Genomic DNA, 1,145 nt, shown 5'->3' on the forward strand with positions numbered 1-1,145 from the left:
CGACATGCGGCGGGGGATCGACACCCTGACGCAATACGTTCAGGAGACCCTCAACGCATCGTGGCACGAGGGCGCCGCCTTCGTTTTTGCCAACAAATCGAGAACCCGCCTCAAGGTGCTGCGTTGGGACAAGCACGGTGTCTGGCTCTGCGCTCGCCGTCTTCATAAGGGGCATTTCATCTGGCCACGAGCTAACGACACCGCCTGGTCTTTGACCCCAGACCAGTTTGAGTGGCTGATCACCGGTATCGACTGGCAAAAAGTGCAAGGCCATGATCTTTCCAAGTGGGTTTACCAGCCAGAAAACGAACCTGGTTTATCTCAATAGAAAACATCTTACCCCACTGATAGTTAATGAATATCCATACCACCCGGTGTATATTTGACCACATGGATATCAGTGCCCTCACTACCACGAATGACATCGAACAACTTCGCACTCTGGCTCTTGGCATGGTGCGAAATCTCTTGGTTGAAAAAGAGGATGCCCTTCGCGAAAAAGAAGTTGTATTACTGGAAAAAGACCATCGTATCCGGTTGCTGGAAGAAGCGTTAATGCTGGCTCGCCAACACCGTTTTGGACGCAAGTGTGAAGCCCTCTCGGGCCTCCAGCGCTTGTTGTTTGAAGAAGACACCGATGCCGATATTGCCGCTGCACAAACCCAGTTGGAAAACCTGTTGCCAAAAGGCCGGTCGGATGAGGCTGAAGAACGTTCTACACCGACCCGTAAACCGCTGGCAGCACACCTTCCTCGCGTCGAGAAAGTGATTGCACCCGCCTCAGATAACTGCCCCGACTGTGGGCACTCCTTACGCTTCATCCGTGATGAAATCAGCGAGCGTCTGGACTATATCCCGGCAAGCTTCGTCGTCAATCGTTATGTGCGTCCCCAATACAGCTGCGATTGCCGCCAAACGGTGGTCTCTGCTCCCATGCCTGCCACTCTCATCCCCAAAGGGTTGCCTGAGATCGGATTGGTCACGCAGGTGGTTATCAGCAAGTACCGGGATTACCAGCCGCTCTACCGGCAAAGCCACATCTTTGCACGCAGTGGTGTGGAAATCCCCGTCAGTACGCAGGCCGGGTGGGTTGGTGCTGCCGGTGTCGCACTGGAACCCCTGGCTGAACCGTACCGGGTTTCTTG

At 54.4% G+C, this 1,145-nt stretch carries 2 protein-coding genes; both read left to right on the plus strand.

What is annotated here, in order from left to right; all coding sequences use genetic code 11:
- The coding region (gene tnpB / locus U869_RS0128910; RefSeq protein ID WP_029988570.1) for an IS66 family insertion sequence element accessory protein TnpB at positions 1-328 on the plus strand (328 nt) is incomplete at its 5' end.
- 125 nt (positions 329-453) lie between these two features.
- Positions 454-1,145, plus strand: a 692-nt coding sequence (locus U869_RS0128915) for an IS66 family transposase zinc-finger binding domain-containing protein (protein ID WP_198530742.1), incomplete at its 3' end; no start/stop codon positions are given.

The sequence above is a fragment of the Serratia sp. H1w genome (assembly GCF_000633355.1).
In the GTDB taxonomy this organism is placed as follows: Bacteria; Pseudomonadota; Gammaproteobacteria; order Enterobacterales; family Enterobacteriaceae; genus Chania.